General features: G+C 45.6%; 14 protein-coding genes. 12 read left to right on the top strand and 2 right to left on the bottom strand.

Annotated features, from left to right (window positions below):
- Positions 1 to 7: 7 nt before the first annotated feature.
- The 9 genes from MKY35_RS13240 to MKY35_RS13200 all read left to right on the top strand — a co-directional run bounded on the left by MKY35_RS13240 (position 8) and on the right by MKY35_RS13200 (position 9921).
- Positions 8 to 811 carry an MBL fold metallo-hydrolase gene (locus tag MKY35_RS13240; protein WP_039273163.1) on the top strand — a complete coding sequence of 268 codons (804 nt, stop codon included), beginning with the start codon at positions 8 to 10 and terminating at the stop codon, positions 809 to 811.
- A 137-nt stretch (positions 812 to 948) separates the two neighbouring features.
- A complete protein-coding gene (locus MKY35_RS13235) occupies positions 949 to 1968 on the top strand; it encodes an aldose 1-epimerase (RefSeq protein WP_165146551.1) in 1020 nt (339 codons plus the stop codon).
- Positions 1969 to 2143: 175 nt separating this feature from the next.
- Positions 2144 to 2845 carry a FadR/GntR family transcriptional regulator gene (locus MKY35_RS13230; RefSeq protein WP_318627323.1) on the top strand — a complete coding sequence of 234 codons (702 nt, stop codon included), beginning with the start codon at positions 2144 to 2146 and terminating at the stop codon, positions 2843 to 2845.
- Positions 2846 to 2940: 95 nt separating this feature from the next.
- Positions 2941 to 4485 carry a 2-isopropylmalate synthase gene (locus MKY35_RS13225; RefSeq protein ID WP_342443953.1) on the top strand — a complete coding sequence of 515 codons (1545 nt, stop codon included), beginning with the start codon at positions 2941 to 2943 and terminating at the stop codon, positions 4483 to 4485.
- 164 nt (positions 4486 to 4649) lie between these two features.
- Positions 4650 to 6038, top strand: coding sequence for a class II fumarate hydratase (gene fumC / locus MKY35_RS13220; protein ID WP_029517511.1), 1389 nt, complete (start codon positions 4650 to 4652; stop codon positions 6036 to 6038).
- A 199-nt stretch (positions 6039 to 6237) separates the two neighbouring features.
- Entirely contained in the window at positions 6238 to 7704 is a 1467-nt protein-coding gene (locus MKY35_RS13215; protein ID WP_029517512.1) for a potassium/proton antiporter, read from the top strand.
- Positions 7705 to 7925: 221 nt separating this feature from the next.
- Positions 7926 to 9047: a phosphodiester glycosidase family protein gene (locus MKY35_RS13210; RefSeq protein ID WP_029517513.1), complete on the top strand. Its 1122-nt coding sequence runs from the start codon at positions 7926 to 7928 to the stop codon at positions 9045 to 9047.
- Positions 9048 to 9085: 38 nt separating this feature from the next.
- Positions 9086 to 9445, top strand: coding sequence for a stalk domain-containing protein (locus MKY35_RS13205; protein ID WP_342443952.1), 360 nt, complete (start codon positions 9086 to 9088; stop codon positions 9443 to 9445).
- Positions 9388 to 9921 carry a hypothetical protein gene (locus MKY35_RS13200; RefSeq protein ID WP_342443951.1) on the top strand — a complete coding sequence of 178 codons (534 nt, stop codon included), beginning with the start codon at positions 9388 to 9390 and terminating at the stop codon, positions 9919 to 9921. The genes MKY35_RS13205 and MKY35_RS13200 overlap by 58 nt, the downstream gene beginning before the upstream one ends.
- A gap of 125 nt (positions 9922 to 10046) precedes the next feature.
- On the opposite strand, the gene MKY35_RS13195 is transcribed toward MKY35_RS13200, so the two are convergent.
- Positions 10047 to 10586 carry a cupin domain-containing protein gene (locus MKY35_RS13195; protein WP_029517515.1) on the bottom strand — a complete coding sequence of 180 codons (540 nt, stop codon included), beginning with the start codon at positions 10584 to 10586 and terminating at the stop codon, positions 10047 to 10049.
- A 269-nt stretch (positions 10587 to 10855) separates the two neighbouring features.
- Here MKY35_RS13195 and MKY35_RS13190 point away from each other — a divergent pair, with 269 nt between their 5' ends.
- The gene (locus MKY35_RS13190; RefSeq protein WP_069011792.1) at positions 10856 to 11269 is read left to right on the top strand and encodes a DoxX family protein; all 414 of its coding nucleotides are present in this window, start codon (positions 10856 to 10858) and stop codon (positions 11267 to 11269) included.
- Between the two features lie 49 nt (positions 11270 to 11318).
- On the top strand, positions 11319 to 12185 hold the full coding sequence (locus tag MKY35_RS13185) for a VOC family protein (RefSeq protein ID WP_342443950.1): 867 nt from the start codon (positions 11319 to 11321) through the stop codon (positions 12183 to 12185).
- A 78-nt stretch (positions 12186 to 12263) separates the two neighbouring features.
- On the opposite strand, the gene glsA is transcribed toward MKY35_RS13185, so the two are convergent.
- Positions 12264 to 13202 (bottom strand): glutaminase A, encoded by a 939-nt coding sequence (glsA, locus tag MKY35_RS13180; protein ID WP_029517518.1) that lies wholly within the window; start codon positions 13200 to 13202, stop codon positions 12264 to 12266.
- Positions 13203 to 13337: 135 nt separating this feature from the next.
- On the opposite strand from glsA, the gene MKY35_RS13175 reads away from it, so the two are divergent.
- Positions 13338 to 14396, top strand: a complete 1059-nt coding sequence (locus MKY35_RS13175) for a DUF1835 domain-containing protein (RefSeq protein ID WP_342443949.1) — start codon at positions 13338 to 13340, stop codon at positions 14394 to 14396.
- Positions 14397 to 14430 lie beyond the last annotated feature (34 nt).

Genomic DNA, 14430 nt, shown 5'->3' with positions numbered 1-14430 from the left:
TGAAGCTTTGGCAAATCATCTGTTCACCGAAGGAATGACGGCAAATGAAGAGGCTGCTCCCGATCTCCTGAGCTTACGGACGCTATTTGTAAATATGTGTTTTATTGGGGAGCCAGGAAGCCGTTCCTGGGTGCTGGTGGATACGGGGATGACAGGATTTACGGACTCGATTATACGCCTGGCAGAGGAACGGTTCACTGGCCCTCCGATCGCTATTGTGCTTACACATGGTCATTTTGATCATGTAGGTTCGGTTATTGAGTTGGTACAGCATTGGGGTACACCTGTTTATGCACATCCTTTGGAATTACCTTATTTAACGGGAATGAAGGATTATCAAAAACCTGACCCTAGTGTAGGGGGAGGTTTAATGTCGGGCATTTCCTTCTTATACCCCAGTGATGCTATAGATCTCGATGATCGCATCACCTCCCTGCCCCAAGATGGCAGTGTCCCTGGTGCCCCTGGTTGGAAGTGGCTGCATACGCCAGGACATACGCCTGGTCATGTATCGCTTTTTCATGAGCGAAGAAGGTTAATGGTGGCCGGTGACGCTTTTATTACGGTGAAACAGGAATCGGCACTGGCCGTTATTTTACAGGAAAAAGAAATACACGGGCCTCCTGCGTATTTTACAACAGATTGGCAAGCTGCGCAGCGCTCGGTGGAAATGCTGGCCAAGTTAAAGCCTGAGATTGCAGTTACAGGACATGGTCATTACATGCATGGTGCTGAGCTGACAGATCAGCTAGAGCGACTGGCAGGAGATTTTGAGCACATGGCTGTACCCAAACAAGGGCGTTATGTGTAGTCATGTGTGAAGGACGATGCCTTGCGGGGCATCGTTTTTTTTGTGGACGTGGAATTTTTTTGCTCAGCATGGTATAGTCAAGCCAAAAGCTAAACGCTTTCATTAAACATCGTCATTTCATCAAGGAGGATTTTTTGATGACACAACAACATGCTGCAATTGGTGATCTTTATTATGGAATACCGGCGATTCGTCTTAAATTTGGACGATATGAAGCGGTTGCCCTGCCGGGAAACGGCGCAAATCTGATTTCTTTTCGTGACAATGAAACGGGATATTCTTTTCTGCGTGAGCCAGATGCTGAGAGCATAGAGGCTTTTAAGCAAAGCCCGTCCGTTTACGGAATTCCTTTCCTGTTCCCTCCGAATCGGTATGAGGATGGAAAATTCCTGTGGAATGGTGTTACATATGAGCTGCCGATAAATGAAGAGGCGACCCACAACCATCTGCACGGCTTTTTACACACTGTTCGGTGGGAGGTCGAGGACTACGGTTCCGGGGAGCAGGGCAGCTATGTGGTAATGAATCAGCATGTAAGGGAAGGACATCCCATGTTCCGCTATTTACCCTTCACCTTTACCATGAAATTAACGTACAGCCTGGACGAATTTGGCCTGCATCAGCGTTATGTGATCCATAACGAGGGCGATCAACCGATCCCCAATTTATTTGCCTTTCACACAGCGATTCGCGTTCCGTTCGTACCCGATAGCTCGCCTGAGGACTACAAGATTAAGGTCACAATCGGTGAGCGTCGTGAGCTGACGGAACGGTTGTTGGCCACAGGTCAGTTCCAGCCTTTATCTCCGGAAGAGGAACTGCTGAAGACGACGGGAGTTAGTCCTTATTTTGCCTCTATGGATAATCATTACACGGCAGCTCCGCAAAATGGACGCAACTACATGGAACTGACACACAGTAAGACAGGTGCTACCCTCGTATACGATGTAGGTACAGCTTATAAGCATTGGATGATCTGGAATAACAAAGCGAACAAGGAATTCGTCTGTCCTGAGCCGCAAATGAACATGATCAATGCACCGAATCGTCCGGACTTGCCTGCGGAGGAGATCGGATTGATTGCACTGGCTCCAGGCCATATTTTTGAAGCAACTAGCCGTTTGTATTGTATTACACCTAATAAATCGAAATCCTAGCATCTAATTTATCCTTATAAGCCTGTATCGTGTCCAAATAAGCCTGTATCGTGTCCAACGGTGCAGGCTTTATTTGGGGTTGTAAAGCAGAGGCAAGGGTCAATGGGGAAGGAGGGCGAAAAAGGTTGCAGAATGCCAAGCAGTCATAGTATGATACGAAACAGGAGATGATCAGATGAATGTTCCTTTTCAAGCCGTCAAACGCAAGCAAATCGCCGATGAAGTAGCTGAACAGCTACAACGAAAAATTGCTGCTGATGAATGGAGTGTGGGCACAAAGATTCCAACGGAGCCTGAACTCATGAAGCTATTCGGAGTCGGGCGATCTACAGTACGTGAAGCGGTTAGCGTTCTGGTGCATACCGGTCTATTAGAGAAAAAGCAAGGACACGGAACTTTTGTTTGCCAACCGACAACCTCTCAAGAGCCATTGGATTACCGTCTAAGCCGTGCTGAAATTATTGAGGTTTATGAAGTGCGGAGTGTGTTGGAACTAGAGATTGCCAGATTGGCTGCGTTACGTCGTAAAGACGAGGATCTACGCTTGATGCGTGAGGCGCTGGATCGTCGTGCTGCAACCTTGGCCGCTGGAGATATGAACGGGTATTTGGATGCGGATATCACTTTTCACTTGGCTGTTGCCGGAGCTACACGCAATAAGGTGCTTACAGATGTATATGGCAGCTTTGTAGAGGCCATTCGCAAGGCGTTGAACAATCTCATTACCGATCCGGCGATGCAAAATCATTTTACTGTGCAGCATGAAAAAATATATGAAGCAATCCGGGATCAGGATGGCAAGGCTGCCGAGCTGTATAGTATTCAACATTTGGACGGCACCAAGCTGGAGCTGCAAAAGCATATGGGAAGTTCATAATTTTTTTGCCTTTAAACATCAGATGATCGGATGAATAAAATCTTTAAACCTTCTGCTCGAGCATCTCCTAAAATCAAACCAAAGGTGGTATCTGTATGCGCAAAATATGGGTGTTGGACACAACGTTAAGAGATGGAGAACAATCACCAGGAGTTAGCTTAACTAGCACGGAAAAGGTGGAAATTGCCCTTCAGCTGCAAAAATTAGGCGTAGATCGGATTGAGACCGGCTTTCCAGCAACCTCGCCTGGTGAGATCACCAGCATGCAGGAGATTGCCAAACAGGTTACCCAAGCGACACTGGTTGGTTTTGCGCGCTCGAAAGAACAGGATATTGATGCGGTCAGAGAGGCGCTACGAGGAGCAGAGGATGCCTGTCTTCATTTGTTTCTGGCTACCTCACCTATTCACCGCCACCATAAGCTTCGAATGGATAAAACGAAAGTATTAGAGACCGCTGCTGCTGCCATTCGTTATGGACGCAAGTATTTCAGCAAGGTAGAATTTTCAGCAGAGGACGCCAGTCGTACCGAACTGGACTTTATTTGTGAGGTCGTAGATATGGCGATTCGTGCTGGAGCGATAATCGTCAATTTACCAGATACGGTGGGATATGCCTCCCCGGATCAGTTCGGTGAAATGTTTAGAATTGTAAAACAACAAGTGCCCGGTATCGAAAAAATACAACTTAGCACACACTGTCATGATGATCTTGGTATGGCAACAGCTAACACGCTGGCGGCCATCCGTAATGGTGTAGACCAATTTGAAGGTACCATCAATGGCATCGGTGAGCGAGCCGGAAATACACCTATCGAAGAAGTTGCACTGGCCCTTGACACCAGAACCGAGCTTTATGGTGCACAAACGAGTCTGGTTTTGGAGGAACTGTATGCTACCAGTCGCCTAGTGAGCAAACGAACGGGGATGTCGGTGCCGGGAAACAAGGCCATTGTTGGAGCCAATGCGTTTGCTCACGAGTCTGGTATACACCAAGACGGAATGCTTAAAGAGCGTACAACATATGAGATCGTGTCCCCTGAGCGTATTGGTCTGAAGACGAGTAAACTTGTGTTGGGCAAGCACTCGGGTCGACATGCATTTAAAGAAAAACTGGCGGACATGGGCTTTGATGCTTTGACGGAGGAACAGCTGCAAGAGACGTTCCGCAAATTCAAAGCATTGACGGATAAGAAAAAACAGGTGTTGGATGAAGACTTGCTCGTCCTGATGGACGAAAGCCGCAATGCCTCGCCTCAAATGTACACACTGGATTCCATTCAGGTGTCTTATGGTAATCAGTCGGTTCCAGTCGCATCCATTCGATTGGGTAAACAAGATGGGACAGCAATTGATGAAGTGGCAATGGGTAACGGTTCTGTAGATGCGATTTTCCATGCTATAGACAAGGCCAGTGGTGAAGAGGTGGAGTTGGAGGATTATTCGATCCAATCTGTAACTTATGGCAAAGACGCATTGGGGGAAGTGCACGCCATTTTGAGGCAAGGAGAGTACACAGCTCTGGGAAGAGGCACAAGTACTGATATTTTGGAAGCTAGCGCCAAAGCTTACATCGATGCGCTGAACAAGCTACTGGGCAGAAAAGAAGTGCATGCCAAAAGCAATATCACCATTAGTTGATCCTAGTGGTCAGGCTTGTAGACGAATTTTCCTTCTTCCTCCTCTGGCCTCATCGTAAAAAAGCGCTTGCAAAATAAATGATAACATTTGAAATTTAATGTATAATAGGCAAGAGAGATCACCATATTTTGTCTGAATTACATAGGCCAAGAGGAGGAAATGAGTTGAACTACCGCATTGAAAAGGATACGTTGGGCGAAATCAAAGTACCGGCAGACCGTCTGTGGGGAGCGCAAACACAGCGCAGCAAGGAAAATTTCCCGATTGGCTCGGAGAAAATGCCATTAGAGGTCATACAGGCGTTCGCGGTGCTTAAAAAGAGCGCGGCGATCAGTAACTATAAGCTGGGTAAGCTATCACAGGAGAAGCAGGACGCCATTATTTATGCAGCGGACGAGATTCTCGCAGGGCGGGTTGATGACCATTTCCCGTTGGTTGTATGGCAGACAGGGAGCGGAACGCAGTCCAATATGAATGTGAATGAAGTGATTGCTCATCTGGGGAGCCAATGGTTACAAGAGCAGGGAAAGGATACGAAGCTGCATCCTAATGACGATGTTAACATGTCGCAAAGCTCGAATGATACGTTTCCCACGGCGCTTCATGTAGCGGGGGTCATTGCAGTGGAGGATCGTTTGTTGCCTGCCATCGATAAGCTGAAAGAGACTTTTCAACAGAAGTCAGAGCAATTCAAGGATATTATAAAAATTGGGCGAACCCATTTACAAGATGCGACACCGCTTACGCTGGGTCAGGAAATAAGTGGTTGGTATGCAATGTTAGACAAGAGCAAGCGAATGATCATCGACACGGTGCAATACATGAAGGAGCTAGCGATTGGTGGTACAGCGGTGGGGACAGGAATTAATGCTCATCCAGAGTTTGGCTCCCGAACCTCAGCGGAAATTTCCAGTTTCACTGGCAAAACGTTCACTTCTGCACCCAATAAATTTCATGCACTGACCAGCCACGATGAAGTGGTGGCCGTACATGGAGCAGTCAAAGCGCTCGCTGCCGACTTGATGAAAATCGCCAATGATGTTCGTTGGCTGGCAAGTGGTCCGCGTAGCGGCTTGGGCGAAATCACGATTCCTGCTAACGAGCCAGGTAGCTCCATCATGCCCGGCAAGGTAAATCCGACCCAGAGTGAAGCACTGACGATGGTCGTTACGCAAGTCATGGGTAATGATGCAGCTATCGGCTTTGCAGCAAGTCAGGGTAATTTTGAACTGAACGTGTTTAAGCCAGTAATCATATACAATTTTTTGCAGTCTGTTCATCTGCTGGCCGATTCCATCATTGCTTTTAATGACAACTGTGCCGTTGGCATCGAGCCTGATCTCACGAAGATTGAGCACAATTTGAATAATTCACTGATGCTGGTGACGGCATTGAATCCACATATCGGATATGAAAATGCCGCTAAAATCGCCAAACTTGCACATGCAGAAGGGCTGTCCCTAAAAGAAGCGGCACTCCGCAGCGGACTGTTGACTGAAGAACAGTTCGATCAATATGTTGTACCTGCGCATATGATTCATCCTAAAGCCTAAAGCACGACGATTGTCTCTGCTTAAGCCTTATAAAAAATATACAAACCAGCTCATGGAGTGCGATTTAGCACAAACCATGAGCTGGATTTTTTATTTTATTATATAATTTTTTGTTTAGAATTAGTATTCTGTGTGATTTGAGGGTATATAGATAAAAGGCGAAAAATTGAACATCTATTTTCAAGATAGGAGAAGCCGTATGGAACAGACAACCGTTATTAATTTTATTGTGCTTTTGCTGTCCGGCTTGCTGCTGGTCGGTGTGCTGACTACCAAATTTTCCAGCCGTTTCGGTATGCCTGCGCTTGTTTTGTTTATTGCCGTAGGCATGGTGCTCAGTCAGTTTATTTATTTTGATAATGCCTTTATCACACAACTAGTTGGCATTCTCGCGCTCATTGTAATCTTGTTTGAAGGCGGGATGCAGACAAAGTTTGCAGATGTTAAGCCAGTTATTCGACCTGCGTTGTCATTATCAACGTTGGGGGTCATCATTACGACTGTAGTCATTGGCGTCTGCGCCAAGTTTATTTTAGGCGTAAGCTGGATGGAATCCATGCTGTTTGGCGCTATTGTTGGTTCGACGGATGCGGCAGCCGTGTTTTCCGTTCTAGGAGGTAAAAACATCAAAAAGCGAATTACCTCGACGCTTGAAGCGGAATCCGGTAGTAATGACCCGATGGCTGTATTTCTCACAGTAACATTGATTGAGCTGATACATCACCCTGAGCAATCCATTTGGATACATATCTTGTTATTTTTATGGGAAATGGGCTTTGGTTTAGCCGTTGGTTTTGTACTCGGACGCTTAGGTGTATATGCCATTAATAAAATGAATTTTGATTCATCCGGTTTGTATCCTGTGATGGCATTGGCATTTGCGGTCTTGACGTATGCGGCGGCGTCGTTACTAGAGGCAAGCGGATTGCTGGCGGTGTATGTCATGGCGATTGTATTGGGAAATTCCGACTTGACCTACAAGCGATCTATTATTCATTTTAACAATGGCTTCGCCTGGATGGTGCAGATTATGATGTTTGTCCTGCTCGGGTTATTGGTCTTTCCCGATCAATTGCTGGGCATTGCGTGGCAAAGCTTGGCGCTCTCCTTCATCCTCATGCTCGTGGCTCGTCCAATAGGCGTGTTCCTAAGCTTGCTTTTTTCCAGGTACTCTGTGCGCGAGAAAACACTGTTATCCTGGGCAGGACTGCGTGGGGCGGTACCTATTGTACTCGCAACCTATCCTTTACTGGATGAGATGGATGTAGGACCTTTGTTTTTTAATGTTGTATTTTTCGTCGTGCTCACTTCTGCGATTATTCAAGGTACCACTATTTCGTGGCTAGCGGTGAAGCTTGGCTTGATGGACCCTAACGAGACGTCGTCTCCATCACTGCTGGAATTAGTTTCACTGGGAAAAACTACTTCGGAAATCAACCACATTCAGGTACAAAATGGGATGTCGATAGCGGGCAAAGCGATTCAGGATATACAGTTGCCTGAAGATATTTTATTCACAGCCATCATTCGGAACGAGCAAATTATTGCCCCGAGAGGCACGACGGTGATTGAACCGGGCGATACTTTGTACGTGCTTAGTCCCAAACTCAAGCGACAGCAGATGAAAGAGCTGTTCATGCTGCTCGAACCGGAGGCTGCTCCGTAAATAGGATATCACCCCTATATTTACAGTCCTTCACATTTATGTGAAGGGCTTTTTAATGCATTTTTTTTCAGAGTGGATGAATCTGTTAAAAAATTGACACTATCATTCTACAAAATTAGTTTATGATATTGTCGTTAGATGTCGCAGCCTATCGTTACGGATCATTTGATGGGCAATAGTGATGAAATACGATAGAAGTCACCAAACAGGAGAGATGATGAATGAAACCGGAAGTCTTGCCACAGCGTGCAGCAGCTCGCAGGCAGAAAAATAAGAAAAAGAAACGAAAAGGAAAATTTGGTCGCTTTATGCTGCGACTTTTTATTGTATTCCTGTTAGCGGGAATTGGAGGTGGTGCATGGTTGTTTTTAACCCCTTCTGGCAAGGACATGCGCTATTTGGCTGCGGACACGCTGATTACGACTCAGCATCGTCACTGGGCGAAATATTTTATCGGCGAAGCAGAAGCGAAGAAACGAGTGGCTGAATATTCGGCCCGGTTCGAAGAGATGGGTGAGGAGAAGGATAGACATACAATCAACTTGCCTGATCTGATACCTACCAAAGTACAGCAAACGCCGTTGGTTGAAGTGGAAGAAGTGTCGGGTCGTAACTATCATGGCTATGTTATGACGGTGCATGACCCCACTAAAATTAGGCTCGGGATTCCTGCTAAAGTCGGCCGGGGAGAACATGTATCTAGCATGGTCGAGCGTTTGGGGGCTGTTGCTGGCGTAAATGGCGGTGGCTTTGCTGACCCCAACTGGAATGGGAATGGTTTTAAACCGATTGGCGTTGTCATTTCCCAGGGTAAGATATACTACAATGATATGGGTAGAAATGCCTCTGTTCAAATCGTAGGTATTGATAAACAGGGGAAAATGATAGCCGGTCACTATTCCTTGTCCGAGTTGTCCAAAATGAATGTGCAAGAAGCGGTTACTTTTCAACCACGCCTAATCGTGAATGGGAAAGGTCTGATTCGCAATGCAAGCGAGGGGTGGGGAATTGCCCCCCGTACCGCAATGGGGCAAAGAGCAGACGGTGCCATTATATTCGTGACCATCGACGGTCGTCAGCCTGGGTACAGCATTGGTGCCAACTTGTATGATATGCAAAATATTTTGCTTAAACATGGAGCGGTTATCGGTGCTAATCTGGATGGAGGTTCTTCAACGGTGCTAGTCAAGGATAATGCCATTGTAAACAAGCCTTCTTCTGAATACGGAGAGCGGTATTTGCCGACTGCGTTTCTCGTATTTGAGCATCCAGAGACCGTTAGTATCCCGAACATATGGGAAGGTTTGAATCCTGGAGACATTGACGCAGCCAAAAAGAGATAGGTCAGGAATGGACAAGTTCATTCAGTGAACGGAGACTGATGATGAAGCTAAAACGAGCAGGATTTCAGCGATTGTTTGTCGCCTTGTTAATGCTATCCTTACTCTTGACCACAATGCATCAGGCGGCTGCCGAAGCTACTAAACAGGGTGCCATAGCGTCTCAATCAACGCAGTTCATAGATATTGTTATAAACGGACAACCTATAGACAGCAAGGCTAAACCTCTATTGATCGATGGAAAGCTCATGGTTCCGCTTAAACCTTTAGCCGAAGCTGTAGGTGCAACCTACCACTGGGATGTCAAAAAGAAGCAGATTACGCTACAAAGTGGGCAGAACCCTTGGTTCTTAAGGAGCGATCACGTAAGAACCAGCAGCAACTTACCTTTGAAGTTGTAAGTAAAGAAGTATATATACCTCTGAGAGATGTTTCGCTTGATTTAGGTTATACGTTGGAGAAGACAAATACACAGATTCAGCCGCCGATTCACGGTAAACTAAAAGAACAAATATATGAGGGAGATCTCGTGGCAGCACGTGAAGCGTTAATCCGCATAAACAGAAGTTCTGTCCATCCTTATATAGAAGCACACCGTCCTAACACTGAGCTTCTGTCCAGTGTCTACATGTTCCCCCAAGGTGAAGCATTACGGTATTTTACAGTGAACGGGGATGTGCTGAGTCTGGTTGAAGTGAAGGACGGTTTTCCGATTGTCACCTATCAAGGGTATGTGGGAGCTCCCTTTGATAAAGAATTTACAATGGAATACGACCCGCTGGGGCGTTTTTTGGAGAATAAAGCCAAAAATCAGTGTATGAAAACCTTCAAGCTACCGTGGGAATCGCGTACAGATGCCCAGCAGGTGATGGAATAAGTTAAAAGCAGCAATAGCAAATGAAAATATAAGAAGCGCGGATCGTTGAAGTAAAGATACTTCCGGTACGCGCTTTTTTCGATAGGATTTGTACTTTTGTTGCTTCGTGCTTGCGTAAATATCTATTAAGCATCATTATCTGCTTCGAGAAACACGGAGATCAGAATTCGGGCGTTGTTTTCTCCCACATTTTTGACATAGTGGGGGATGGCTGCTCTCCAGCTAAAGGAATCTCCTGCTTCCAGGGTAGCTGTATCCTCGCCTTGCTCCACGTATACCGTGCCCTCCAAGATAAAATGAATCTCATCCCCTGCATGAGCATGCTCTTCTTCTGTAGATGAGCCGGGCGGCATTTCAACGAGCATCATTTTGACGTTACCCTGCCCCCCCAAATGATCGACCTGGAGCTTGTTTTTACCATATAAGGTTTTACGGCGCTCGTCCTTGCGAATCACTTGCATCCGTTCCTCATCTTTAAGAAGCAGAAAAGCGAGAGGTACGTTCAGCGCATTAGCGATGCTGTCCAATGTAGCGATGGAAGGGGAGGTTTTATTATTTTCTACTTGACTCATAAACCCTTGCGATAGTCCGGTTCGTTCGCATATTTGCTGAATGGATAAATTTTTACGTTTACGAGCAGCGCGTATGTTGCATCCTATACTCATAGAACGTTCCTCCTTTAAGGAAATATAATGTATACTAATGTAATATTTATCATACCAAATATTTTGTTGACAGACCACTGTTTCTTATGATAAATTCACATTACAAAATAATTATTTCTATTACTAATAATTCGAGTTTGATTCACATTCATGTGTTGCGGCATAGATTCAGACAGTATTATTTTTTTAACCAAATTATTAGTAATATAAATTAATTATTCATATGCACTTGTGTGAGTGTAATAAACAAACAGAATGGAGAGATAAATATGAGTTCAGCAAGCAGAAACATTTCTACAATTATGCGGGTGGCGCTGGGAATTTTGTTTTTGGCACACGGAATTGCTAAATTCCAAATGGGGTTGGGTAATGTAGCAGGCTGGTTTTCCAGCATTGGCGTTCCAGGATTTTTAGGTTATGTCGTTGCGGTGATTGAGTTGGTCGGCGGAATTGCATTGATTCTTGGATTACTTACCCGCTATGTATCTGGGCTATTTGTGATTGTTTTGATCGGCGCTATTTTTACAGCAAAATTGTCCGGCGGGTTGATGGGGAATGGTCAAGGAGCTGGCTATGAGCTGGATATTGCTTTTATTCTTGTAGCACTTCATCTGGTATTTGCACCAACGACTCGCTTGTCTCTGGATTCGTTGATCGGCCGTCGTGAGTCAACCGAACAATAATTTTTGAATAGCTTTAGTCCTCCAATCCATGTAGAAAGAGGGAAATCTCATGACAGCACATATTCATGACAACACCAAAATCGGGCAGGTTTCATTAAAAGTAAGCAACTTGGAACGTTCTATTCAATTTTATACAGAGGTCGTTGGTTTTCAGCTGCTGTGTCAAACGGCGGATACCGCTGAATTGACTGTCGATGGGAAGCATGCGTTACTGATCCTTAACTATATTGAAAATGCAGTTATTCTGCCGCGCCAGTCCGCAGCCGGATTATACCACTTTGCTATTCTTCTACCGAACCGTGTAGCTCTGGGCCTGTCTTTACGTAATCTGCTGGCTCATGAGATTGAAATCGGACAGGGAGACCATGATGTAAGTGAAGCCCTATATATCCATGACCCCGATAATAACGGAATTGAAATCTATGCAGATCGTCCCCATGATCAGTGGAAAAAGGATGCAAATGGATTTTACATGATGGGAACAGATCCCGTGGATGCAGAAGACTTGGTTGCGATTTCCGAGAATTTACCTTGGCAGGGACTACCTCAGGGAACGGTAATCGGGCACGTCCACTTCCATGTGTCTAATTTGCTCAAAGCACAGCAATTTTATTGCGATGTGCTTGGCTTTGACATTACGTGCCGGTATGGCTCTTCAGCCTTGTTCGTTTCCGCAGGTGGTTACCACCACCATATGGGCTTGAATATATGGGCAGGTGAAGGAGCCCCACCAGCTCCTGAGCACGCTGCCGGACTGGATTATTTTGAATTGATCGTACCAGATCAGAATGAATTGAATGCCATTGTAGCTCGTTTAGAGGCAGCAGGCTATGGAGTGCAAGAACGCGATGGCGCCAAGTATGTAGCTGATCCGTTCCGCATTCAAATTAAACTGGTTAACGGTCAAATCTCGTAACATAGAAGGAACTCAACAGAAACAGAAAAGGGTATTCCTATAAGCCGTAAAGGCTGGGAATACCCTTTTTTCGTATACCTAGAACAAGCTCCAATCCAAATCCCGAGACATCGTCTCCAGCAAGTGTACACCGGCTGTACTGTTTCCCATACGGTTCAGAGAAGGTCCAACCAGTCCAATGCCATAGCGTCCAGGTACCATCGTCATAATACTGCCTGATACGCCGCTTTTGGCAGGTAGTCCGACTTGAATGGCGAATTCCCCTGAAGCGTCATACATGCCGCATGTCGTCATAAATGTTTTGGCGATCTGCACATAGCGGCGGGGAATCAGCGGTATACCTGTCACCGGATCACGGCCGTTGTAGGCTAGTACAAGTCCCATACGTGCTAAATCTGTACAGTTCAATTTGACAGCACAATGTCTAAAATAAACTTCAAGCACATCCTCCACATGACCTCTTAAAATACCTTTTTCCATTAGAAAATAAGCAAGGGAACGGTTTAAATGGCCTGTAGCTGATTCTGAATCGTAGACATCCTGATCATATTCCAATGTGTCATTGTGGGTGAGGAGGCGGAAAAATTGGAGAACACGGGCAAATTTCTCTTCTGGACTGTTCCCGCGAATCAGAGAGGAGATCGCGATTGCCCCCGCGTTAATCAGTGGGTTAAACGGAATCCCCGGCTCAACCAGTTCTAATTTTAGCATGGAATTAAAACGGTCTCCGGTAGGCTCCATCCCCACCTTAGAGAAGACAACGTCCTCTCCATTATCCATCAAGGCCAGAATGAGCGTAAATACCTTTGAAATACTTTGCATCGTAAATTGGATTTCCGTGTCCCCGGCTACCACGGTTTCACCCGCACCGTTCATTACAACAACACCAAGCGCGTTGGCCGGGGCTTTGGACAGTTCGGGAATATATGCTGCTACCTTGCCATGAATATACTCATGACGGCTTTGTTCTACCCATTCCGGCAGTTTGGTCTGTAATCTCTGCCACTCCGATGTCATTTCTTTTCCTCCAGTCGAGTAACCAATCTGTGGTATTTTATTGTAGAGTAAGAAGTGATAGCTATACGCCTATTCTAAAGATATTTCTGGTCGAAAGACAAGTTTGAATTGGATTAGATACGAGGAGGTAGTGACTTGTTGTCATCTCACAATCAACCGAATTTTGATGAAGACTATGATGAGATTTTTAAGGGTCGAAGACTTAGAGGTTTTGTATGTAGTGTATTGGAGCAGGCTGTAGCCTTATCAGACAAAAATCCTGAATGGGCTATTCCTATATTGGAGCAGTGGGCAAATGATGTGGAAACGAGCCGAAATGAGCGTCTGGAGCATGAGCGCACCCGGGAGAGGCATGTGCATCTATTGTTCTCTCAGTCTGCCGCAGGCTCGATGAAGGTAGGAATTTCGGGTGCAGGATTGCGGCTTGAGAGTATCGTGCTGTCTTTTAATGATCAGTTTTCTATAGGACCATTGTGGAGGCTGGAAACATCAGAAGGACAAGAAAACCGTCACAGCTGGTTGGCTGAACGGATGATGCATTATGAGTTTTTCCATTACGCCAATTGGGAGCAGCGTATTGAACAGATGATGGTTACCCTTAGTGAAATTCCGGATGATAAGTCGATCACGATCTGGTGTGGCTCTAATGCTGACGAGCAGGTTGGATTACGCTTTGTATTATATCTTTTGCGCAAAAGAGCTACACCTATTCGGGTCATTAATGTCACGGATACCTTGGAGCGGGAGCCAGATGATCGTTTATATACTGAGAGTCCATTCCCTTTATCCATGAGCGTGGTGCATTCGAAAGAAATCGAACGCTTTATTAAGCGAAGTGAACATGAACTTTATGAGGTGTGTATGGAAGACCGACGTCGATATGAACGGGAGTGGTTGGAGCTTAGCGAGCAAGATAGTGTCCTGAGATTATGGGACAATGACCGTATTGTTCATGTGCCGGAGGATTATTTGGACCAAGCCTTGCTGGATATGATTAGCAGGATACAGTTAGCGGATAATCTGGAATTTGTGAACACCGGAAAAATAATAGGTCAAGCTTTGACACAGTGGTCGCAGCCAAGAAGCGATACTTTTTGGGAATACCGGATTCAATATTTGATTGCTCAGGGCAAACTTGATTTTCAGGGGATGCCGGGAATGATAAATCGTTATGCTGTGAGAATAAAGGAGTAAAGTAAAAAGAGATCAAATAAAAACTGCCGACGGG

Origin of the sequence: Paenibacillus sp. FSL L8-0638 (assembly GCF_038593075.1) — a bacterium.
Lineage (GTDB): Bacteria > Bacillota > Bacilli > Paenibacillales > Paenibacillaceae > Paenibacillus > Paenibacillus polymyxa_D.
Note: the sequence above shows the minus strand (reverse complement) of the source record. Positions and strands in the feature narration are given on the sequence as shown.

Excerpts from the sequence above, each read along its gene's own strand:
- MKY35_RS13225 (WP_342443953.1), top strand. The coding sequence starts at position 2,941 with ATGCGCAAAATATGGGTGTTGGACACAACGTTAAGAGATGGAGAACAA.
- MKY35_RS13235 (WP_165146551.1), top strand. The coding sequence starts at position 949 with ATGACACAACAACATGCTGCAATTGGTGATCTTTATTATGGAATACCG.
- MKY35_RS13205 (WP_342443952.1), top strand. The coding sequence starts at position 9,086 with ATGATGAAGCTAAAACGAGCAGGATTTCAGCGATTGTTTGTCGCCTTG.
- MKY35_RS13195 (WP_029517515.1), bottom strand. The coding sequence starts at position 10,586 with ATGAGTATAGGATGCAACATACGCGCTGCTCGTAAACGTAAAAATTTA.
- MKY35_RS13210 (WP_029517513.1), top strand. The coding sequence starts at position 7,926 with ATGAAACCGGAAGTCTTGCCACAGCGTGCAGCAGCTCGCAGGCAGAAA.
- MKY35_RS13190 (WP_069011792.1), top strand. The coding sequence starts at position 10,856 with ATGAGTTCAGCAAGCAGAAACATTTCTACAATTATGCGGGTGGCGCTG.
- glsA (WP_029517518.1), bottom strand. The coding sequence starts at position 13,202 with ATGACATCGGAGTGGCAGAGATTACAGACCAAACTGCCGGAATGGGTA.
- MKY35_RS13185 (WP_342443950.1), top strand. The coding sequence starts at position 11,319 with ATGACAGCACATATTCATGACAACACCAAAATCGGGCAGGTTTCATTA.
- MKY35_RS13215 (WP_029517512.1), top strand. The coding sequence starts at position 6,238 with ATGGAACAGACAACCGTTATTAATTTTATTGTGCTTTTGCTGTCCGGC.
- MKY35_RS13230 (WP_318627323.1), top strand. The coding sequence starts at position 2,144 with ATGAATGTTCCTTTTCAAGCCGTCAAACGCAAGCAAATCGCCGATGAA.